Below are 22206 nucleotides of genomic sequence, written 5' to 3' on the forward strand. Positions count from 1 at the left end.
GCACCGTCCCATGAGACACATTGCACGACTCATGCGCAGCGCCAGCTTGAGCGGTTACGTCGAGTTGGTGAAGTCGCTCGGTCGCGACCCGTATGCCTTCATGCGAACCGTGGGGCTGCAGCCGAAGGTCCTCGAAGATCCCGAGACGCTGATCCCGAGAGATGCCGTGCGCGAACTGCTGGAAATCACCGCGCGTGCCACGCGGACCGAAGATCTGGCGCTGCGTCTCGCGGCGCAGCGCAAGCTCTCCGCCCTCGGGCCCATCAGCCTCGTGCTGAGGGAGGAAGCCACGCCGAGGGACGCCCTCGACACGCTGTGCCGCTACCTGAAGCTGGTCAATGCCTCGCTGACTGTCCATGTCGAAGACACCGGGAGCATGGTGGTCATCCGGGAAGAACTGATGCCAAGCCCCGGGCTGCCGATGCGACAGTCGGTGGAACTCGCCGTGGGCACCATGTTTCGCATGCTGAGCGATTTGATCGGCCCGCATTGGCGCCCCCTGGAAGTCTGCTTCACGCATCGCCCGCCCAGTGACGTTTCCGCCCATCGCGCCTTCTTCGGACGGCGCGTCAGGTTCAACCAGGATTTCAACGGCCTGGTCTGCCTGGCGATCGACCTGTCCAAGCCGCGCGAGCCGGGAGATCAGGTGGCGGCGGGCTACGCGCGCAAGTACCTGGAAGCCGCCCTCAGGGATCGAAGTGAAAGCGTGCATGACAGCTGTCGCCAGCTCATCCTCGCGCTGCTGCCGGGTGGCGCCTGCAGCGCGCAGGAGGTGGCCCGGCACCTGGGCGTCGATCGCCGCACGCTGCACCGGCGGCTGGTTGCGGAGGATCTCACCTTCAGCGGCCTGCTCGACCAGGTGCGCTCCGATCTGGTCAAGCGCCATCTGCGCGACAGCGATCTGCCGCTGAGCGAGGTGGCCGAGCTGCTGGGCTTCTCCAGGTCCAGCAGCTTCAGTCATTGGTTCCAGAGTCAATTCGGCTGCAGCGCCTCGCAATGGATCAAGCAAGCGGCAGGCATGGCAGCGGCGAAAGAGTACGAGATGTCGTGACCGGTCGGGTTGTCCCAGTTCGGAAAGTTCGTGTCCCCGAAGGACAAGTGAGAAAGGTTGAGCTACCAGATACTTTTCAACAACTTGGACAACGAAGACAACGGAGCGACGCTCATGAGAAGACCCCTGATCGCCTTGACCGTCCTCGCCGCCGGTGGCGCTGCGGCACAGTCCTCCATCACGGTGTTCGGGGTCGTCGACGCCACGGTCAGCGGCTACTCGAACAAGGCCGAGACGCCGCTCGGCATCGCCGTCACGACCAGCAGCACGGTACAGAACAGCGGAGGCTACGCCAGCAGCCGACTGGGCTTCCGCGGCACGGAGGATCTCGGTGGCGGTGCAGCTGCCAGCTTTTGGCTCGAAGCCGGGATACTCAACGACAGCGGCTCAGGGCTGGCGTCTGGCGGGGGCTTTGCCTTCAACCGTCGTTCGACCGTCAGCCTGTCAGGGATCCTGGGTGAAATCCGCCTCGGCAGAGACTACACGCCCACGTTCTGGAACGACGCCGTGGCGGATCCGTTCACCTCCAATGGCGTGGGCATCAACCTGATCGCCACCGCGAGCGGCTTCAACACCCCGGGACAAGCGGCCAACGGATTCCAGGCCAACCCCAACTACATTCGTGCCTCCAACTCGGTGGGCTACTTCCTGCCGCCGGACCTGCGCGGCTTCTATGGCCAGGTCATGTACGCCTTCAATGAAGCAACCAGGTACGACCCGGGCGTCCTGACCCCGAACGTTCCGAACAGCCAGCGCGCCGGCCGCTACGTCGGCGGTCGCTTCGGCTACGCGTCGGGGCCCCTCGATGTCGCAGTGGCGGCGGGCCGAAGCACCATCGGCGACCAGTTCTTCCAGGGCACGACGACCAACCTGGACATCTGGAACGTCGCAGCCACGTACGACTTCGGTGCCCTCAAGCTGTTCGGCGAGTATTCGAACAACAAGCTGAAGACCGACTTCTCGGGCATCCCGCCGGTCGCGAACGCCTTCGGCTTCACGAGCCCGGGAGCCAACGGCGCGTTGGTCGGCTTGACCGTACCGGTCGGACCCGGCCTGATTCGCGCCGTCTTTACCCAGGTGAAGTACAACAACGTCACGGTCGCGAACCAGATCGCTCCTGGGCTGTCTCCGGACCCGAAGTCCGAGAAGTTCGCCCTTGGCTACGTGTACAACCTGTCGAAGCGTACGGCTCTCTACGCGACGGCTGCCCGGATCGACAACAAGAATGGCGCCGACCTGACCGTTGGCGGGCCCGCCTTCTTCACAAGGGCGATCAACGGCTCGGTGCCGACGCCGCACTCGTCGACCGGCTACGACCTCGGCATTCGACACGTCTTCTGATCAAAGCCCTGTGGATCGGCACGTTCTCGTGTTCGGGGCGGGAAGGCCTCGACCCTTCGAAGGTCACCAACGAGGGCCGTCGCCATGCACCGCCGGTGCGTTCCGATCGGGATCCAGGCAGATGGTCAGGGTCTGGCCGGCGGCGTCGAACCCGATCTCCTGCAGGATGGAGGCCAGGTGATCGGCCAGCGCCGGCTCCACGATGGTGAGGGTGCGTCCCGTGCGATGGCACACGACCTGAAGCGTGCCGGGCGGGTCCGTGTGAACGCGCAGGCGGTAGAGCGACCTGCGCGAGCGGTCCGGGACACGCAGCAGGAGGCCGTGCAGTTCCAGGTCGTGGATGGCGCGATAGATCGTCCCGCCGCTCGCCCGTGCGCCGCGCTGCAGCAGGCACCGGCAGAGTTCGGCTGCGGTGGCGAAAGCCGCGCCGTGCGTCGCCATGACCTCGAGCACGCCGACGCGCGCCGCCGTCGGGCGGAGACCGGCCGCGCGCAGCCGCTCGGCCGACGGCGCCAGCGCGGATGGCCGCGATGCCTCACTGGCCTGCAAGGGCAACCACCGGGTCGAGCCGGGCGGCGGTGCGCGCCGGCATGTAGCCAAAGATCAGGCCGGTCGCGACCGCGCACATGAAGGCGCCGGCCATCGCGCTGACCGAGAAGATCACCGGCACGCCCCAGGCGATCAGGGCTGCCCCGATCAGCAGTCCGGCCAGCACCCCCAGCGTCCCGCCCACCCAGGTCACCAGCATGGCCTCCGTCAGGAACTGGCGCAGGATGTCGCGATGGCGCGCGCCGGTGGCCATGCGAATGCCGATCTCGCGCGTTCGCTCGCGCACCGTCATCAGCATCACGTTCATGACGCCGATGCCCCCGACCAGCAGCGACACGGCAGCGACCAGGCCCAGCATCATGGTCATGGCGCTGCGCGTTTCGGCCTCCGCCTGCAGCTTGGCGGCCGGGTTGCTGATGGCGAAGTCCTCGCGGCCATGGCGCGCGAGCAGCAGCGTGCGCATGGCCGCTTCGGCACTTCGAACCTGCGCCACCGAGGCAGCGGTGACCACGGTGTAGTCGGGCTGCGTCTGCGCCTGGTAGACGCGCGCGCGCCCCGCCCGGTAGGGTATGAAGACCATGTCGTCATAGCTCTCGGCTCCCGAATCGCTGCCGCGCTCGGCCATCACCCCGATGACCTCGAAGGGCGAATTTCCGATGAGCAGCTGGCGTCCCAGCGGATTGATCCGGCCAGGGAAGAAATGCGCCCTGGCGTTGTGGCCGAGCACGACCAACGGCGCAAGATCGCGGTCCTCGGCGTCGCTGTAGTAGCGGCCGAGCGCCAGCTTCCAGTGATGCACCGCCGGCATGTCCTGGCTGGCGGCGAAGACATAGACCTCGCGGTCGGCGCGGCCGTAGCGAACCGTGATCGGGTCGCCGATCACCGGCATCACGTGGCCGATCGCGGGCAGTTCCGCGATCGCCGCGAGGTCCTCGGGCGTGATCGGCCCCGGCGGACCGCCGCTGGCAGGCCCCCGGGCACCCAGGTACATGATGGTCGTTCCGAGCGTGCCCATCTGCGCGACCACGCGCTGCTTCGTGCCTTCGCCGATCGCCAACATCACGATGACCGATGCGACGCCGATCACGATCCCCAGCAGCGTCAGGCCGGTGCGCGACCGGTTCAGCCGCATGCCTCGCAAGGCAGTCCGAAGCGCTTCCCGCAGGTTGCCGCCGAAGCTCGCGCCGCGATCGCGGCCCGCCTCGGCGACATCGAGCGCGGGCAGGGCGCGCGCTGCCGCAAGCGCATTCCTGGCGCCGCTGTCATGGACGATGCGGCCGTCGCGCAGCTCGATCAGCCGATGGGCCTGCGCCGCCACCTCCCGGTCGTGGGTGATGAGGATCACGGTGTGGCCGGCGTCGGCGAGTTCGTGAAGCAGTGCCATGACCTCGGCGCCGCTCTGCGAATCGAGCGCACCCGTCGGTTCGTCGGCCAGGATGATCCGGCCGCCGTTCATCAGCGCGCGTGCGATGGAAACCCGCTGCTGCTGGCCACCCGACAACTGGTTCGGACGCAGGTCGATCTTGCCCTCCAGCCCCAGCCGTTCGAGCAGTGCCGTGGCACGGGAGGCGCGTTCGCCTTGCGGCGCGCCGGCATAGACGGCCGGTACCTCCACGTTCTCGCGCGCCGATTCGGTGGGGATCAGGTGATAGCCCTGGAACACGAAGCCGAACGCCTCCCGCCGCAGCCACGCCAGCTGGTCGGCCGAGAAGGCCGCAACATCGTGGCCATCGAAGTGGTAGCTGCCTTCGCTCGCCGTGTCCAGGCCGCCCAGGATGTGCATCAGCGTCGACTTGCCCGAGCCGGACGCACCGACGATGGCGACGAACTCGCCGGCGTCGATGCGCAGGTCGATGCCGTGCAGCACCTCGACTTCCGGTTGCTGGCCATCGCCCTGCGCCTCGCCGCCGTAGCGCTTGCGCACATCCTGCAGGGCGATCAGCGGCGGGGCGCTCTGGCGCGGGGACGGCATCACCACTGGAGCCACCTCTTGTCGGCGGGCGGCTTCTCGCCGACGACGATCTGCTCGCCTTCGCGCAGCCCTTCGATCACTTCGGCCAGGTGGCGATCGCGCACGCCGATGCGCAGTTCGCGCGCCTGCACCCGGCCGTCGCCGTCCAGCACGCGCGCGGCGAAGACGCCGGGCCGGGCCGCGACCGGCTCCAGGGCCGCCAGTGGGACGGCGAGCACGTCCTTGGCCTCTGCCGCCACGAAGCCCACCTGCGCCGTCATCTTCGGCATGAGCTCGCCGTCGGCGTTGTCGACGTCGAAGAGCACCGTGTAGACCACCGCCTTGACCGCGCTGGCGGCGCCGCCAGCGCCGGCCTTCGAGGCCGCCTCGCTGTCGCTGCCGGGTGGGGCGGGAAGGACCTGGCGCACGCGGGCCTCCCAGCGGCGCGGGTGGGAGGTGTCGGCATTGCCCAGGGTCGTGAAGTAGACCGGCATGCCGGCCTTGACCCGCCGCACGTCGGCTTCGGAGACTTCGGTCCAGACCGTCATCGTGCCCAGGTCGGCGATGCGCAGGATGTGGGGCGTCTGGTAGGTCGCGTTCAGGGTCTGGCCTTCGCGGGCTTCGACGGACACCACGGTGCCGTCCATCGGTGCGTAGATGCGCGTGAAGCCCAGCCGCGCCTCTTCGGCCCGCTGGGTCGCCTGGGTCTGTGCGATCTGCGCCTGCAGGTTCGCGATCTTGGCCGCCGCGGAGTTGAAGCCGGCTTCGGCGATCTGCATCTCTTCGAGCCGCGAAGCCCCCGCTGCGGCCAGGATCTTGTGCCGCGAGAATTGGCGCTCAGCCAGCACGTGCTGAGATCGCTGGTCGTCGAGCTGGGCACGCAATGCGGCCAATGCGGCGCGACCGGCGTCCACGGTGGCGCGTTGCACGCTCGGATCGATCTCGGCCAGCAGGTCGCCGCGCTTGACGGTGCGGCCAGGCTCGACCGGGAGGCTAAGGATCAGCCCCGACACTTGCGCGCCGACGTCGATGTATCGCCGCGGCTGGAGCGTGCCGATCGCGGTCACCGTCGATTCGATGTCAGCGCGGCCGACCCGCTGCGTCACGTAGGCCGAATCGGCGCGCGAGTGCCAGGAGCCGAAGCCGGCGGCTGCGGCGAGCAGCAGCAGCAGCGCGACGGCGAGGAGGCTGCCGCGGCGTCGGGAGGCCCTGCTTTTCGGGAGCATCAGCGGGGCACTTCGAAGCTGAGCGTCGCGGTGTGGCGCACGTCCTCGTACTTCTTGCCTTCGATCGTGGCGGCCCCGTCCACCCGGGCCGTCACTTCCAGCACGTAGAGGCCCGGAAACGGCGTGGCGAGCGTGACCGTGCCGTCGGCCGCCGGCTTGAGGACGCGCTGCCAGCCGTCGGAGGTGTCGACGTTGACCTGCGAGGCAGCGACCTGCTTGCCCTTCCACATCAGCTTGAAGCTGTTGCCGTTGGCTTCGGTCGGCACCAGCTCGAGGTCGTTGACCGCCCGGGTCTCGCTGCGGCCGGACTTCGCCTGGTAGTAGTGCAGCACGCCGGCCGCCTTGCTCAGGCTCGCGGTCAGGCGCAGATCGCCGTCGTGGCCGGATGAGAACACGATCCGATCGGTCTCGACCGTCAGCGGCAGCTCCTTGCCGCTGGCACCCGAGGCACGCACGGCGGCGAGGCTGGCGACCGGTTGCGCCGCCTTTCCGACTTCGCCGAAGCGCCCGGTCGTGGCGGCCGAGCCATCGCGTTGAAGCCAGAGATATTCCGCCTGCACATTGCCGGCAACGAAGAGCGCAGCTGCGGCGACCGCAGCGAGGGGGCGAAGGCGTGGGAACTGTGAGGAAGGCATGGAGGGATGTCTCTCTTGAACGATGAGTTGGAATGAACGGGGGGAATCCGCGAGCGGCGTCTCGATGGGCGCGTGAGTCCCGGGCGCGTGCCGGCTAGCCCGGCCCCAGCGCCATGAAGGCCAGGCCAGACAGCGCCAGCGTCGTCGCCAGGCCCGCCACCAGGCGGGGCTGCCAGGGCAGCAGCAGCGCCACCGGCAGCGCGCCGGCGGACAGGAAGCCGATGAACGCGGCGGTTCCCACGCTGCCGCCCCAGGCCGCGATGCAGGGCGCACAGGCCAAGGCGAACAGGATCAGGGCGGCGGTGCGCAGCAGCAGGCGATGGGGGCCCGGCACCTCGTGCTGCTGCGTCAGCTGCGCGTAGTGGCGATCCATCGCGAAGGCCAGCGCCGACATGCCGGCGAAGCCGAGGCCGAGTGCCAGCATCGAAGCGTTCAGCGCGGTCATGGCTCGGCCCTCGGCGGCGCCGGGGCCCGCCCGCGGCGATGAAGCCCGCGCAGCGCCAGCGCCGCGCCGGCGCCCAGGATCAGCGCGCCCGCGGCGACGCCCAGGCTCTCCCAGTCGCCACGCCGGAGCTGGGCCGACGGCCAGTCGCCGGTGGTCAGTCCGTCGAGGGCCGGCAGCAGCAGGCACAGGGCCGCGAGTGCGCCGAGTTGCTCGCGCCAGGCCTGGAACCGCGGCCGCAGCAGCGCGTGGGCGAGCGCGATCAGCCACAGGCCGAAGAAGACGCGCAGTTCCCAGGCCGCCCGCTGGTCGAGCGCCACCGGCAGCAGCCGGTTGGCCCAGAGGAAGCCGATGCAGGCGATCGGCAGCCCGGCGATCGCCGCGATGTTGAGCGATTCGATCAGGCCATGGACCCGCGAACTGGCGGCGCCGAATGCGCCGGCGTGGCGGCCGCGGCGCTTGACCATGAACAGGACGGCACCGGTCGCCATCATGGCCGTGCCGGCCATCCCGGCCAGGAAGTACAGCCACTTCAGTGTCCAGCCGCCGTAGCTCGCCATGTGCAGGCTGCCGAGCACCGACTGCGCCAGCGATGCGGTGCCGCCATCGACGCCGCCCGGCTGGCGGACTTCCAGCGTCCGGCCGCTCGCGGCCTCGAAGGACGCCATGCCGGTGGTGGGGCTCAGGCGGCGCCGGGTCTCCTCTTCGCTGTTCCAGCCGTACACCGCGATGCGCGCGGCGGCGTCGCCCGGGTGGTCGATCACGACCGCTCGCACGGGCTGGCCGATGAGGCGCTCGCCGCGCGCGGCGAAGGGTTCGAGCGACGGCAGGGGCAGTGCCGTGCCGCTGGGCGCCGGTTTCCCGGGGTTGTTCAACGCGGTCAGCAACTGCTGCCTGGAGGCGCTGTCGGTGCCGAAGTGCAGCAGGCCGGCGGCCGGCATGAAGGTCAGTCCCGAGATGACCAGGCCGGTGTAGGCGATCATGAACTGGAAGGGCAGCGTCAGCACCCCGACCGCGTTGTGGGCGTCGAGCCAGCTGCGCTGGCCCTTGCGCGGCCGGAAGGTGAAGAAGTCCTTGAAGATCCGCTTGTGCGTGATCACCCCCGAGACCAGCGCGACCAGCATCGCCATCGCGGCGATGCCGACGATCCAGAGGCCCAGGCTGCCGGCGTGCAACTGGTAATGGAAATCGACGAAGTGGTGCCCTCCCGAGGTGGCGCGATGGGCATCCGGCGAGTCGGCTGGCAGGGGGCGCCCACTGGCCGGGTCCAGCCGGGCGGACGCGTATTGCTGCTTGTCGTCGAACCAGTACACCGTGAGCGCGCCCCCGCCCTCGGCGTCGGCCGGCCAGAGCTCCCACATCGAAGCCGAGGGATGGTGTCGTGCCATGTAGGCCACGGCCCAGTCGAGCCGCTGCGCCCGGTCCGAAGTCGACCCGGGCCCCTCCGGCTGCCCCGGCTGCTGCGGACCCCGCGCTTCGGCCGCCGCTTCCTCGGCCCGGTGCTCCGGCGACATCCAGTGGGTGATCGGCTCGTCGAACACCGCGAGCGTGCCGGTCAGGAAGACCGCGAACAGCAACCACGAAATCCAGAGCCCGCACCAGGTGTGAAGCCATGCCATGGCCTGGCGGAAAGTGCCTTCGGCCATCCGGCCGGTCGTCATGGGGTTGTTCGTGCCGGCCATGGCCTAGACCCCGGCGCGCGGCAGCAGCCACCCGGACGCGGCCAGCAGGCCGGTGGGCAGCAGCAGTCCGGCCCAGACCCGCGACAGCGCGACCGGGGAGAACGACCAGATCACGGCCCCGGTGTAGACCGCGAAGCTGAACTGCATGCCGGCCAGCACGCCCTCGGCCCGCCCCGTGGGCAGCACTGCCGCGAGAAAGACCGCCGCGGCGGAGGCCAGCAGGTAGCCGCCCAGGATCGCGGCGAGCACGCGCGACAGCAGCGGCAGGGCTCTGGGCGCGCGCGCCGCGGCGCGCCGCGGCCGGCCTCGTTCGGCGTCGATGTTCGAAGTTCTTGTCATGGTGTGGGTCCTTGTGACACCTAAGACAATCGGCGCGCGAATTCGGGTAGGGCCCGGGCCGTCAGAACTGATAGCGCATCGTCAGCATCGCGTTGCGTGGCGCCCCGTAGAAGCCGGTTTCGAAGAGGCCCAGGCCGGCGTAGTACTTCTTGTCGAACAGGTTGTTGATGTTGAGCGTGGCCGACAGCTGCTTGCTGAACTCGTAGCGCGCCATGAGCGCGACCAGCGCATAGGGCTTCTGCTCGATGATCGCGTAGTCGCCTGCTGCCGGATTCCAGACCTTGCCGTAGAAGGCGCTCTGCCAGCTGACGCCGCCGCCGATCGTGAGCTTCTGCCACGCGCCCGGCAGCCGGTAGCTGGTCGACAGCCGCAGCATCTGCGCGGGCTGGCTGGCCATCAGCGTGGCGCCGTAGACGCGTTCGCCCTCGGCATCCCGCACATGGTTGTAGGTGTAGCCGGCCTGCAGGTTCCAGCCCGGGGCGATCTGTCCGTTCAGTTCGGCTTCGATGCCCCTGCTGGTGACGCCCTGGACCGCGCGGTAGACGGATTCGCCATCGACGAAATCGACGTACTCGGCCACGTTGTCCTGCTTGATCTGGAACGCGGCCAGGCTGGCGTTCAGGCGGCCGTCCAGAAACTCTCCCTTGATGCCGGCCTCGACGCCGCGCCCCTCGATGGGCGGCAGGTACTGGCGGTTGACGTCCATCAGCGACTGGGGCGAGAAGATGCTCGTGTAGCTGGCATAGACCGACCAGGTCGGGTCGAGGTCGAACACCACGCCGGCGTAGGGCGTCGTCACGCCCGATTCGCTCAGGCTGCTCGACAGCGGCGGGGTCATGCCGTCGACATAGGTCCGGGTGTCGCTGGCAGTGACGCGCGTGACGCGCGCGCCCAGGATCACCGACAGCGCATCGGTCGGCCGCAGGCGCGTGGCGCCGTACACGGCGGTCTGGCGGTCGCGGTCCTCGTAGGAGGCGATCGGCGGAAACTCGGGCTGCGGGAAGTGGCCGGTCCAGTTGAAGATGCTGCCGGGCAGGAGCGGATAGAGGGACTCGGACCAGGGTCCGTCGGTCCGGGTGTTCGACCACATGCCGCCGAACATCAGATCGTGCTTGCGGCCTCCCAGCGCGTAGCTGCCGGTGATGCTGGCGTTGGCCGTGTCCTGCGTGCGGTTGCCGCGGAAGTCGCCCGAGAACAGGTACATGCCCTCGCCGGTCACCGGGTCCGGGTTGCCCCCGCTCGCCGAGCCGAGCAGCGAGCGGTGCTTGCTCTCCTGGTTGTTGACGGTGAGCTTGAGCCGCCAGTCGTCGGCCAGCCGGTGCTCCAGCGTCGCGAACAGGTTGCGGGTTTCCAGTTCGCGCCGGCTCCAGGTCGTCGCCGGGTTGAACGAGCGGCTCCAGTCGGTGCGGCTGCCGTCGCTGAAGAAGATCGGAAAGCCGGTCCAGGTCGAGCCGCGCGGATCGGTGTTCTGGTAGTCCATGCCCAGCGTCAGGAGCGTGTCGCGCGACAGGTCGGCCTCGATCACGCCATACGCCACGCTCTTCTTCTGGCGGTAGTGGTCGAGGTAGGACTCGCGGTCCTGGTAGGCACCGACGAAGCGGCCGCGGACGCTGCCGCTTTCGTTGAGCGGGCCCGACAGGTCGAGTTCGGTGCGGGCGCTCTGCCACGAGCCGAGGCTCGCCGCCACCGAGCCGGCGAAGCTCTGGGTCGGCCGCTTGCGGATGAAGTTGACGGCAGCGGACGGATCGCCGGTACCGCTCATCAGTCCGGTCGCGCCCTTGACGATCTCGACGCGATCGTAGATCGCCATGTCGCCGTTGGTCGCGCCCCAGTCGTAGACGCCGTCGTAGTCCTTGGAGACCCCGTCGTACTGGAAATTGGTGACGGCAAAGCCGCGCGCGCTGAAGCTCCAGCGCTCGCTGTCATAGCTCTGCACCGTGATGCCCGGAGCCCTTTCCATCACGTCCGAGACGTTGAGGGAACCCTGGTCGTCCATCTGCTGGCGCGTGACGACGGTGACGGTCTGCGGCGTTTCGCGCGGCGACAGGCTGAGCCCCGTGGCCGAAGACGAAGGGCCGGCGGCGTAGGAGCCGGTGCCTTCGGTCGTGCCGTTGCCCGGGCCCTGGGCCGTCACCCTGACTTCGGGCAGCGTCGAGCCGGTGGCGTCGCTGGAGGGTGCCTCGGCTGCGGGCTTGCGGCGCAGGAGCCACGCCCTGTCGCCGCTGGGCACGGCTTCGAGGCCGGTGCCCGCGAGCAGGCGGGCCAGGCCCTCGGGCACCGCGTAGCTGCCGCTGAGTCCGGGCGACGTGATGCCGCGCACCAGCTCCGGCGGTGCGCTCAGGCTGACGCCGGCATCGGCGGCGAAATCAGCCAGCGCGGGAGCCAGCGGGCCGGCATGCACCTCGAAGCGGGTGGGCGCCGTGGCGCCGGCCTGCTGTGCCATGGCCACGGTGGTCATCGCAGCGGTCGCGATCAGGCCCAGGAGAAAGCCAAGGGAGGAGCGCGCAGCGATGCGGGTCGCGCTGCCGGCGCGGCCGGCGGGTCGGGAAGCCATGGGACGTTGTTCCTTCGAGAGATTCGGTCGATGTTGAAAAGAGCACATCGAACAGGACACGCCACCGCGGCAAAAGGGGCCAAAGTTTTTTTCTGGGGGGTCGGGGCGCTCAGCCAGTCGCGCCGCGTGGCGCCAGCGTCACCCAGTAGCGGGTGCGGTAGAGCACTTGCACCGGGAGCAGGCGGGCGACGTTGCGCAGCACCGCATCCGTGTCGTCGAGCTGGAAGGCACCCGTGATGCGCAGGCCGGCGACCGCGGCTTCGCATCGCAGCAGTCCGCTGCGGTAGCGCGAGAGCTCGGCCGCGAAGCTGTCGAGCCGCATGTCATCCACCGCAAGAACTCCCCGCGCCCATTGACCGGCGAAGGGATCAGCGGGGCGCACCGCTTCGATGCGCGATGCATCGAAGCCGAGCTGCTGGCCCGCCTGCAGCCGCCGGACCTCCCTGCCGTCGCCCGTCTTCACCTCGACGGCGCCCTGCAGCACGGCCACCTGGCTGCGCTGCGCGTCGTCCCGCACGATGAAGCGCGTGCCGATGGCGCGCGCGCTGCCATGCGTCGTGCGCACGAGAAAGGGCCGCGCGGAGCTCCCGGTCGCGGCCCCGGGATCGCGGGCGGTCTCGATCAGAACGGCGCCGGAGCGCAGCCACACGAGCCGCTGTGTGTCGTCGAAGTCGATGTCGATGGCGCTCGCGGTGTCGAGCCACACGCGCGAGCCGTCCGGCAGCAGCAGGTCGCGCTGTTCGCCGGTGGCGGTCGCATGGGTGGCACTCCACTGCTGCCACGGCGCCAGGCGCCAGGCCAGCCAGCCGACGGGCGCGGCGGCCATGAGCAGCATCAGGCTTCGCACGGCTTCGCGTCGATTGCGGGGACGGCGCAGTGCCGGTGATCCGAGCGCGGGCGGAACGCTGCCCGCGCGGTCGCTCACCTGGATCGCGCGCTGCCAGGCCCGGGCGTGGGCGGGATCGTGCGCCAGCCAGGTCTCGAACTCGCCGCGCTGCCGCGGTGTGCACTCGCCCGACTGAATCAGGACGAACCACTCGGCGGCCCGCGACGCCACCTGGCGCGTCAGCGGATGCGCTGCCGCCGGGCCCGCTTCGCCTGCCGAAGCGCTCATGCTCAGGCGGCCAGCAGGATGCATTCGGTCATCGCCAGCGCCATGTAGCGCTTGACCGACCGCAGGCCGATCTTCAGTTCTTCGGCGATCCCGGCGTAGGTGAGCCCGTCGACCTGCGACAGGATGAAGACGGCCCGCACCTTGGGCGGCATGCCGTCGAGCATGGCGTCGATTTCCTGCAGCGACTGCAGGATGATCAACTGCTGTTCGGGCGATGGCGTCTGCGCTTCAGGCAGCACGGCGAGCGCCGACAGATAGGCCTGCTCCAGCGAGCGGCGGCGCAGGTGGTTGACCAGCAGCCGGCGCGCGACGGTCGCAAGGTAGGCCCGAGGCTCGCGCAGCGCCCCTTCGGCCACCGGCAGGCCGGCCCCCGCGCAAGGGGCGGCGAGCAGACGCACGAAGGTGTCCTGCGCGAGATCCGCGGCCTCGAACGCATCGCCCAGCTTCCGGCGCAGCCAGCCCTGGAGCCAGCCATGGTGATCGATGTAGAGCGCGTGGACTTGGGGATGCGGAACGGCGGAATCGGCGGCGGACATGGGCGGCACTGGGGCGATGGGCCAACAGGCCCGAAGCGCGCTGCACGGAGGAAAGAGGGAAAGGCGCTAAGTATAAATGAGAGTCATTCGCGTTAACTAGAGACTGCGCAGATGCCGCCGGATCGCCGCACAGCAGGGGTGCCACGCCGCTAAAGTCGGGTCGGTTGCAAAGCTGTCCACTTGTCGAAACACGAGGTGCAGATGAGAGTTCTGGAACACGCCCCCGACGCAGACAACGCCAACGAGGAAATGGCGATCCTGCTTGATGCGCTGACCCGGCTTCGAAAGGGCGACGCCAAGGTCAGGCTTCCCGTCCACTGGGTGGGCTTGCCCGGCAAGGTGGCCGACACCTTCAACGAACTGGTCGAGCAGAACGCCACCCTGGCATCGGAACTGACGCGGTTGCGGCAGGTCGTCGGCAAGCAGGGCAAGCTCAAGCAGCGCGCCGTGATGGCCGAGACCCGCGGCTTCTGGGGCGATTCGATCGCCTGCGTGAATTCCCTCATCGACGACCTGGTGCATCCGACCAGCGAGGTTGCACGCGTGATCGGCGCGGTGGCGCAAGGGGACCTGTCCAAGAGCATGGCGCTGGAGGTGGAGGGCCGCGAACTCGAGGGCGAATTCCTGCGGACCGCCAGGACCATCAACAAGATGGTCGAGCAGCTGGGCAACTTCTCCGCCGAGGTGACCCGGGTGGCGCGCGAGGTCGGGACCGAGGGCAAGCTGGGCGGCCAGGCCAAGGTCAAGGGCGTGGCCGGTACCTGGAAGGACCTGACGGACTCGGTCAACTCCATGGCCGGCAACCTGACGGACCAGGTGCGCAACATCGCCGACGTGACCACCGCCGTCGCCAAGGGCGATCTGTCGAAGAAGATCGACGTCGACGTGAAGGGCGAGTTCCTGACGCTCAAGAACACCATCAACACGATGGTCGACCAGCTGCGCTCCTTTGCTTCGGAGGTGACCCGGGTGGCACGCGAGGTCGGCACCGAAGGATCGCTCGGCGGCCAGGCGCGGGTCGAAGGCGTGTCCGGCACCTGGAAGGACCTCACCGATTCGGTCAACTCGATGGCCGGCAACCTGACGAGCCAGGTGCGCAACATCGCCGACGTGACCAAGGCGGTGGCGGCCGGCGACCTGTCGAAGAAGATCACGGTCGACGGCAAGGGCGAGATCCTGGAACTCAAGAACACGGTCAACACGCTGGTCGACCAGCTGCGCTCCTTCGCCGCCGAGGTGACGCGGGTGGCACGCGAGGTCGGCACCGAAGGCAAGCTGGGCGGCCAGGCCGACGTGCAGGGCGTCGCCGGGACCTGGAAGGACCTCACGGAGTCGGTCAACTTCATGGCCGGCAACCTGACCTCGCAGGTGCGCAACATCGCCGAGGTGACGACCGCGGTGGCGGCCGGCGACCTGTCCAAGAAGATCACGGTCGACGTCAAGGGCGAGATCTCCGAGCTCAAGAACACGATCAACACCATGGTCGACCAGCTGCGTTCCTTCGCTGCCGAGGTGACGCGGGTCGCACGCGAGGTCGGCACCGAAGGCAAGCTGGGCGGCCAGGCCGACGTGCAGGGCGTCGCCGGCACCTGGAAGGACCTGACCGACTCGGTCAACTCGATGGCCTCGAACCTCACTTCGCAGGTGCGCAACATCGCCGACGTGACCAAGGCGGTGGCCGCCGGGGACCTGTCGAAGAAGATCACGGTGGACGTGAAAGGCGAGATCCTGGAGCTGAAGGCCACCATCAACACCATGGTCGACCAGCTGTCCTCCTTCGCGGACGAGGTGACCCGCGTCGCGCGCGAAGTCGGGACCGAAGGCCGGCTCGGCGGCCAGGCCGAAGTCAAGGGCGTGGCCGGCACTTGGCGCGACCTGACGGAATCGGTCAACTCGATGGCCGGCAATCTCACCAGCCAGGTGCGCAACATCGCCGACGTGACCAAGGCGGTCGCGGCCGGCGACCTGTCCAAGAAGATCACGGTCGACGTCAAGGGCGAGATTCTGGAACTCAAGGCGACCATCAACACCATGGTCGACCAGCTGCGCTCCTTCGCCGCCGAGGTGACGCGGGTGGCACGCGAGGTCGGCACCGAAGGCAAGCTGGGCGGCCAGGCCGACGTGCAGGGCGTGGCGGGCACCTGGAAGGACCTGACGGAGTCGGTCAACTTCATGGCCGGCAACCTGACCTCGCAGGTGCGCAACATCGCCGACGTGACCAAGGCGGTGGCGGCCGGCGACCTGTCGAAGAAGATCTCGGTCGACACCAAGGGCGAGATCCTCGAACTCACCAACACCATCAACACCATGGTCGACCAGCTGTCGTCCTTCGCCGCCGAGGTCACGCGGGTCGCGCGCGAAGTGGGCACCGAAGGCAAGCTGGGCGGACAGGCCGACGTGCAGGGCGTCGCCGGCACCTGGAAGGACCTGACGGAATCGGTCAACTCGATGGCGTCGAACCTCACTTCGCAGGTGCGCAACATCGCCGACGTGACCAAGGCGGTGGCGGCCGGCGACCTGTCCAAGAAGATCACGGTCGACGTCAAGGGCGAGATCCTGGAGCTGAAGAACACGGTCAACACCATGGTCGACCAACTGCGCTCCTTCGCGGCCGAAGTGACGCGGGTCGCACGCGAGGTCGGCACCGAGGGCATCCTGGGCGGGCAGGCCGACGTGCAGGGCGTGGCGGGCACCTGGAAGGACCTCACGGAGTCGGTCAACTTCATGGCCGGCAACCTCACCTCGCAGGTGCGCAACATCGCCGAGGTGACGACCGCGGTCGCCGCCGGCGACCTGTCGAAGAAGATCACGGTCGACGTCAAGGGCGAGATCTCCGAGCTCAAGAACACGGTCAACACCATGGTCGACCAGCTGCGCTCCTTCGCGGCCGAGGTGACGCGCGTGGCGCTGGAGGTGGGCACCGAGGGCATCCTGGGCGGCCAGGCCGACGTGCAGGGCGTGGCCGGCACCTGGAAGGACCTGACCGATTCGGTCAACCTGATGGCGTCGAACCTCACCTCGCAGGTTCGCAACATCGCCGACGTGACCAAGGCGGTGGCCGCGGGCGACCTGTCCGAGAAGATCACGGTCGACGTCAAGGGCGAGATCCTCGAACTCAAGGCGACGATCAACACGATGGTCGATCAGCTGTCCTCCTTCGCGGCGGAAGTCACGCGCGTCGCGCGCGAGGTCGGCACCGAAGGCCGTCTCGGCGGACAGGCCCAGGTGCGCGATGTCTCCGGCACCTGGAAGGACCTGACCGAGAACGTCAACTTCATGGCCGGCAACCTGACGGGCCAGGTGCGCGGCATCGCGAAGGTGGTGACGGCGGTCGCCAACGGCGACCTCAAGCAGAAGCTCACGGTGGAGGCCAAGGGCGAGATCGCCGCGCTGGCCGAGACCATCAACAGCATGACCGACACGCTGGCGACCTTCGCCGACCAGGTGACCAGCGTGGCGCGCGAGGTGGGGGTCGAGGGCAAGCTGGGCGGCCAGGCCAAGGTGCCCGGTGCCGCCGGCACCTGGAAAGGGCTGACCGAGAACGTCAACCAGCTCGCGGCCAACCTGACGACCCAGGTGCGCGCGATCGCCGAGGTGGCCACGGCGGTGACGCAGGGCGACCTGACGCGCTCGATCACGGTCGAGGCCCAGGGCGAGGTGGCGGCGCTCAAGGACACCATCAACGAGATGATCCGCAACCTGAAGGACACGACCCAGAAGAACACCGAGCAGGACTGGCTCAAGACCAACCTCGCCAAGTTCAGCCGCATGCTGCAGGGCCAGAAGGATCTGCTGACCGTGGGCCAGCTGATCCTGTCCGAACTCGCGCCGGTGGTCGGCGCGCAGCAGGCCGAGTTCTACCTGCTGACCTCCTCGGGCGGCGCATCGAAGCTCAAGCTCTTCGCCAGCTACGCCTCGGGCGGCCACGCGGCGCACGGCAAGGAGATCGACCTCGGGCAGGGCCTGGTCGGGCAGTGCGCGATCGAGAAGTCGAAGATCCTGCTGACCAACGTGCCGAGCACGGCCTTCAAGGTGGCCACCGGGCTGAGCGAAGGCGCGGCGATGGACGTGATCGTGCTGCCGGTGGTGTTCGAGGACGAGGTGCGGGGGGTGCTCGAACTGGCGTCGCTCGAGCGCTTCAATCCGTCGCACCAGGCCTTCCTCGACCAGCTGACCGAATCGATCGGCATCGTGATCAACACGATCTCCGCCAACATGCGCACCGAGGATCTGCTGACCCAGTCGCAATCGCTGGCGGAGGAGCTCCAGAGTCGCCAGCAGGAGCTGCAGCAGACCAACGAGGAGCTGCAGGAGAAGGCCCGGCTGCTGGTGCACCAGAACCAGGAAGTCGAGAGCAAGAACCAGGAAGTCGAACAGGCCCGCCAGGCGCTCGAGGAGAAGGCCGAGCAGCTGGCGCTGACCTCCAAGTACAAGTCGGAGTTCCTGGCCAACATGTCGCACGAGCTGCGCACGCCGCTGAACAGCCTGCTGATCCTGTCGGACCAGCTGTGCAAGAACGCGGAAGGCAATCTCACCGAGCGGCAGGTGGAGTTCGCCAAGACGATCCACCTGTCGGGCAACGACCTGCTGATGCTGATCAACGACATCCTCGACCTGTCGAAGATCGAGTCGGGGACGGTCGCCGTGGAGGTGAGCGAACTGCGGATGGACGATCTGCAGCGCTCGGTCGAGCGCAGCTTCCGCCACGTGGCGGAGGCCAAGCACGTGGACTTCGACATCCTCATGCGGGAGGCGCTGCCCGACACCATCGTGACGGACGTCAAGCGCCTGCAGCAGATCATCAAGAACCTGCTGTCCAACGCCTTCAAGTTCACCCATCACGGCTCGGTGGGCCTTTCGGTCGCCACGGTCGACAGCGGCTGGTCGCGCGACCGCGAGGAGCTCAACAGGGCGCATCAGGTGATCGCCTTCGCCGTGTCGGACACCGGCATCGGCATCGCCGCGGACAAGCAGCAGATCGTCTTCGAAGCCTTCCAGCAGGCCGACGGCTCCACCTCGCGCAAGTACGGCGGCACCGGGCTGGGGCTCGCGATCAGCCGCGAGCTGGCCCGGCTGCTGGGCGGGGAGATCCGGCTGAGCAGCGTTCCTGCCCAGGGCAGTACCTTCACCCTGTTCCTGCCCCAGAGCTACAGCCCCGCGCGCGGCCGAGGCGTCCGCGCGGGCAGCGCAGAGGCGCCGGCGCTCCAGCCGCTGCCGGATCCGCGCCCGGTGGTCCGGGCGCGGAGTCGTCCCGTCGCCGAGCCCCTGCATCCCGATCGCGCCTTGGCGCCGCCCGGCGATGAGGCGGGCGATGCGGAAGCCGCAGCCGCCGACCTGCACCAGCAGAACGTGGCCGGCGACGACCGCGACGCGCTGCTGCCGGGCGACAAGGTGGCGCTGATCGTCGAGAACGACCTGGCTTTCGCGAAAGTCCTGATGCAGGCCGCGCGCCGCGCCGGCTTCAAGGCGCTGGTCAGTGCCAGCGGCGCAGTGGCGCTGGCACTCACCGCCGACCACCGCCCGGCCCTGATCACACTCGACATCCACCTGCCCGACATGCCGGGCTGGCGCATCCTGGAGCGCCTGAAGGCCGACCTGACGACGCGGCACATCCCGGTGTGCGTGGTGTCGACGGACGATTCGCGCGAGCGCGCCCTGAACTCCGGCGCCGTGGGCTTCCTCGCCAAGCCCCTGCAGTCGATCGACCAGGTGGAGGCGGCCATGGAGCGGCTGCACGCCTTCGCACTGGCGGGTCCGCGCAAGCTGCTGGTGGCCATGCGCGACTCCGAGGCGCGGGCGGCCTTGCTGGACGCCTTCGCCGGTGCCGAGGTGGCGATCTCGCTGGCCGAATCGAGGCAGGCGGTCGCCGGCGAGATCGCCGATGGGGCCGTCGATTGCCTGGTCACGGACGGCTCCGTGCCGGGCTTCAGTCCTTCGGACCTGGCCGAGGCGCTCGAGGGCAGGGCGCCGGTGCATCAGCTGCCCGTGATCGTCTACGCAGCGCCCCAGGGACAGCTCGCGGGCGGTGCGCCGCTGGCGGCATGGAGCCGGGGCCTGGACGGCTCCGCATGGCGCGGCATCGGCACGATCGACGGACTGATCGACAGCTGCGCCTTCTTCCTGCATCGCAGTTTCGGCCTGATGTCGGAGCCCGAGCGCCGTGCCGTCGAGGCTGTCGGCGATGCCGCCTGTTCGCTGGCCGGCCGCAAGGTGCTGATCGTGGACGACGACATGCGCAACATCTTCGCTCTGGCGACGGTGCTCGACCAGCAGGGCATGGTGATCCTCTCGGCAGAGAACGGACGCGACGCGATCCGGCTGGTGCAGGAGGACGAAGGCATCGACATCGTCCTGATGGACATCATGATGCCCGAGATGGACGGCATGCAGACCATGCGCGAGCTGCGCCGCCTGCCGCGCGGCAGGCAGCTTCCGCTGGTGGCCGTCACCGCCAAGGCCATGAAGGGCGACCGCGAGAAGTGCATCGAGGCAGGGGCCTGGGACTACCTTTCCAAGCCCGTGGATACGGCCTATCTGCTGGTCGTGATGCGGGGCTGGCTGTGCAGCTAGGCACCCCCCAGGGCCCGTCGCCGCAGCGCGATCCGGCTGCGGGCGAGCGCGCCAGCATCCTGATCGTCGACGACCTGCCCGAGAAGCTGCTGGTGTTCCGCACCGTGCTCGAGGAACTCGGCCAGGACCTGGTCACGGTGCGCTCGGGGGCGGACGCGCTGCGCGAGATCCTCAAGCGCGAGTTCGCCGTGATCATGCTGGACGTGAACATGCCCGGCATGGATGGCTTCGAGACCGCCACGCTGATCCGCCAGCACCGGCGCAGCGCCCATACGCCGATCATCTTCATCACCTCGTACGCGGACGAGATCCAGACCGCCCGCGGCTACTCGCTCGGCGCGGTGGATTACATCCTGTCGCCGGTCGTGCCGGAGATCCTGCGCAGCAAGGTCGGCGTCTTCGTGTCGCTCTACCTGATGCAGCGTCAGGTCGAGCGGCAGGTCGATGCGCGTGCCGCGATGATGGCGGCCGAAACCGCGCGCCGCATGGCCGAGGAGAGCGACCGGCGATCCTCCTTCCTGGCGGCCGCCAGCCAGGCGCTCAGCCGCTCGCTGGACATCGAGGTGGCGATGCGCGAGCTGACCGGCTTGCTGGTGCCGACATGGGCCGCGGCGGCGGTGGCCTGGGTCGCCGACCCGGAGCTCGGTCGCGGACAGTTCGCGATCGCCGCGCGGGGGGCGGGCGAGGGCTCGCCCGCGGTGGTGGCCGGCACCGGGCTGGGCGCGGATGCCGCGGTCATGGCGGTCCTGCAGGATTCGACCGCACTGCGCCAGATCGGCAGGGTTCAAACAAGGGCCCTCCCAGGCCTGAGCGCCGGCGCGCTGGGCCATCCGGGCGCAGACCCCGGGGGACCGGTGCTGAATTCCGTCGCCGCGGTCGCGCTCCACTTCGGCGAGCGCGTGCTGGGCGTGCTGCTGGTGGCTTCGCCCGACGAAGCCGCCTGGACCCACGAGGCCGACCTGAACCTGCTGCAGGAAGTCGCGACACGCGCGGGCGCGGCGTTCGAGAATGCGCGGCTCTATCGCAATCTCCAGCGCGAGATCGTGGAGCGGCAGGCGGCGCAGCAGGAGCTGCAGCAGGCGAGCCAGCGCAAGGACGAGTTCCTTGCCATGTTGTCCCACGAGCTGCGCAATCCGCTGGCCTCCGTTCACACGGCGATCGAGGTCATCCGGCGGGTGGCGGACAAGCATCCCAAGGTGGGGTGGGCGCTGGACCTGGCGAGCCGCCAGCTGCGCCAGATCACGCGCCTCATGGAAGAGCTGCTCGACGTCACGCGCATCAGCCAGGGGAAGATCACCCTCAAGTGCGAGCCGGTCGATCTCAGGGTCGTCATCGCGCACAGCATCGAGACCGTGCATCCGCTGCTCGAGAGCCGGCGCCAGACGCTCGGTGTGCAGATGCCCGAAGCGCCGATCTGGGTGCATGCCGACGGCGCGCGGCTCACGCAGGTGATCGCCAACCTGCTGCACAACGCCGCGAAGTACAGCCCGGAATCGACGCCGATCGACCTCTGCGTGGCGATCGTCGGCCAGGATGTCGAAGTCAGGGTCAGGGACCAAGGCATGGGCATCGACGAGGAGCTGCTGCCGCGAATCTTCGATCTGTTCGCCCAGGGCAAGCGGGGACTCGACCGGTCGCAGGGCGGCCTGGGCGTCGGACTGACCCTGGCCCGACGGCTGACCGAGATGCATGGCGGCCGGATCGAGGTGCGCAGCGGCGGGCGCAACCTGGGGTCCGAGTTTCGCGTCACCCTGCCGCGCGGGGAGACGGTGCCCGCAGGCGAGGCGCCGGCCTGCGCGCCGGTCGGGACGCACCCGTTCCAACCCGAGCGCATCCTGGTGGTCGACGACAACCTCGATGCCGCGCAGGCCCTGGCCACCATGCTGGAGATGGAAGGTCACGCGGTTCGTACCGCGGTCGACGGCGAAGACGCGCTGGCATCGGCGGCCGAGTTCCGGCCCGATGTCCTGCTGCTGGACATCGGCTTGCCGCGGCTGGACGGCTACGAGGTCGCGCGCCGACTTCGTGCGGCGGGCGAGGCGGGCGTGCTCCTGATCGCGATCACGGGTTACGGCCAGCACGAGGATCGCCAGGCGGCGCTGGAGGCGGGCTTCGATTGCCATTTCGTGAAGCCGGTCGAGGCGGACAGCCTGCTCGAGAGCATCCGCGCCTGGCGCCAGGGCGCGCCTTCGCATGCGGGTCAGCGAGCACCGTGA

General features: G+C 68.9%; 14 protein-coding genes. 4 read left to right on the plus strand and 10 right to left on the minus strand.

Annotated elements, in window-relative coordinates; all coding sequences use genetic code 11:
* The first annotated feature begins 10 nt into the window (after window positions 1-10).
* Both QTI45_RS17120 and QTI45_RS17125 read left to right on the plus strand, forming a co-directional pair.
* Window positions 11-1051 (plus strand): AraC family transcriptional regulator, encoded by a 1041-nt coding sequence (locus tag QTI45_RS17120; RefSeq protein ID WP_286655486.1) that lies wholly within the window; start codon window positions 11-13, stop codon window positions 1049-1051.
* 114 nt (window positions 1052-1165) lie between these two features.
* Window positions 1166-2392 (plus strand): porin, encoded by a 1227-nt coding sequence (locus QTI45_RS17125; protein ID WP_286655487.1) that lies wholly within the window; start codon window positions 1166-1168, stop codon window positions 2390-2392.
* Between the two features lie 63 nt (window positions 2393-2455).
* Here QTI45_RS17125 and QTI45_RS17130 read toward each other — a convergent pair whose 3' ends face one another.
* The 10 genes from QTI45_RS17130 to QTI45_RS17175 form a co-directional block, all read right to left on the minus strand.
* Complete coding sequence (locus QTI45_RS17130) at window positions 2456-2941, minus strand: Fur family transcriptional regulator (RefSeq protein ID WP_286655269.1); 486 nt, start codon at window positions 2939-2941, stop codon at window positions 2456-2458.
* Entirely contained in the window at window positions 2928-4913 is a 1986-nt protein-coding gene (locus QTI45_RS17135) for an ABC transporter permease (RefSeq protein ID WP_286655270.1), read from the minus strand. Before QTI45_RS17135 ends, QTI45_RS17130 begins: the two co-directional genes overlap by 14 nt.
* Window positions 4913-6118 (minus strand): efflux RND transporter periplasmic adaptor subunit, encoded by a 1206-nt coding sequence (locus tag QTI45_RS17140; RefSeq protein ID WP_286655271.1) that lies wholly within the window; start codon window positions 6116-6118, stop codon window positions 4913-4915. Before QTI45_RS17140 ends, QTI45_RS17135 begins: the two co-directional genes overlap by 1 nt.
* The gene (locus QTI45_RS17145) at window positions 6118-6753 is read right to left on the minus strand and encodes a hypothetical protein (protein WP_286655272.1); all 636 of its coding nucleotides are present in this window, start codon (window positions 6751-6753) and stop codon (window positions 6118-6120) included. Before QTI45_RS17145 ends, QTI45_RS17140 begins: the two co-directional genes overlap by 1 nt.
* Window positions 6754-6847: 94 nt before the next feature.
* Window positions 6848-7198: a DUF3325 domain-containing protein gene (locus tag QTI45_RS17150; protein WP_286655273.1), complete on the minus strand. Its 351-nt coding sequence runs from the start codon at window positions 7196-7198 to the stop codon at window positions 6848-6850.
* Window positions 7195-8856: a PepSY-associated TM helix domain-containing protein gene (locus tag QTI45_RS17155; RefSeq protein ID WP_286655274.1), complete on the minus strand. Its 1662-nt coding sequence runs from the start codon at window positions 8854-8856 to the stop codon at window positions 7195-7197. The genes QTI45_RS17150 and QTI45_RS17155 overlap by 4 nt, the downstream gene beginning before the upstream one ends.
* A 24-nt stretch (window positions 8857-8880) precedes the next feature.
* Window positions 8881-9216: a hypothetical protein gene (locus tag QTI45_RS17160; RefSeq protein ID WP_286655275.1), complete on the minus strand. Its 336-nt coding sequence runs from the start codon at window positions 9214-9216 to the stop codon at window positions 8881-8883.
* A 61-nt stretch (window positions 9217-9277) separates the two neighbouring features.
* Window positions 9278-11770, minus strand: a complete 2493-nt coding sequence (locus QTI45_RS17165) for a TonB-dependent siderophore receptor (RefSeq protein ID WP_286655276.1) — start codon at window positions 11768-11770, stop codon at window positions 9278-9280.
* Between the two features lie 109 nt (window positions 11771-11879).
* A complete protein-coding gene (locus QTI45_RS17170; protein WP_286655277.1) occupies window positions 11880-12884 on the minus strand; it encodes a FecR domain-containing protein in 1005 nt (334 codons plus the stop codon).
* A 2-nt stretch (window positions 12885-12886) separates the two neighbouring features.
* Window positions 12887-13420: a sigma-70 family RNA polymerase sigma factor gene (locus QTI45_RS17175; protein WP_286655278.1), complete on the minus strand. Its 534-nt coding sequence runs from the start codon at window positions 13418-13420 to the stop codon at window positions 12887-12889.
* A 249-nt stretch (window positions 13421-13669) separates the two neighbouring features.
* Here QTI45_RS17175 and QTI45_RS17180 point away from each other — a divergent pair, with 249 nt between their 5' ends.
* Together QTI45_RS17180 and QTI45_RS17185 are read left to right on the plus strand one after the other, a co-directional pair.
* A complete protein-coding gene (locus tag QTI45_RS17180) occupies window positions 13670-19990 on the plus strand; it encodes a HAMP domain-containing protein (RefSeq protein WP_444813288.1) in 6321 nt (2106 codons plus the stop codon).
* The gene (locus tag QTI45_RS17185; protein WP_286655279.1) at window positions 19981-22206 is read left to right on the plus strand and encodes a response regulator; all 2226 of its coding nucleotides are present in this window, start codon (window positions 19981-19983) and stop codon (window positions 22204-22206) included. Before QTI45_RS17180 ends, QTI45_RS17185 begins: the two co-directional genes overlap by 10 nt.

The organism is Variovorax saccharolyticus (assembly GCF_030316765.1).
GTDB lineage: Bacteria > Pseudomonadota > Gammaproteobacteria > Burkholderiales > Burkholderiaceae_C > Variovorax > Variovorax saccharolyticus.